The organism is Bacillus sp. SIMBA_154, assembly GCF_046536015.1.
Taxonomy (GTDB): Bacteria; Bacillota; Bacilli; order Bacillales; family Bacillaceae; genus Bacillus; species Bacillus pumilus_P.
Genome location: NZ_JAWJBV010000587.1, coordinates 1 through 242, shown reverse-complemented (window position 1 = coordinate 242; position 242 = coordinate 1). Strand labels below are relative to the sequence as shown.

Annotated in this window: 1 protein-coding gene; it reads left to right on the top strand. The window is 65.3% G+C overall.

Annotated elements, in window-relative coordinates; translation table 11 throughout:
* On the top strand, positions 1–242 hold a 242-nt coding region (locus tag R0K30_RS23255), incomplete at both ends, for a hypothetical protein (protein WP_410613366.1).

Below are 242 nucleotides of genomic sequence, written 5' to 3'. Positions count from 1 at the left end.
CCGACATCCGTCAGCGGCTGGTTACTGCGTTGATGCACTCGGGCGATGCCGTCACCGATCCCAAGCTCGCTCGCTTACCCGGACCGATTCGCTATCGGGTCACAGGCGCGCTCGCCGCGTGGGACGCGCTAAGGGCCGCAACAGACCGTGTGGCGTCGCCGACGCTAACCGAAATGCTGCGCTCGCATGGCATCCTGCGTCTGACTCGCTATTTCGATCGCTTCACGCGGGACCTCCTGCCG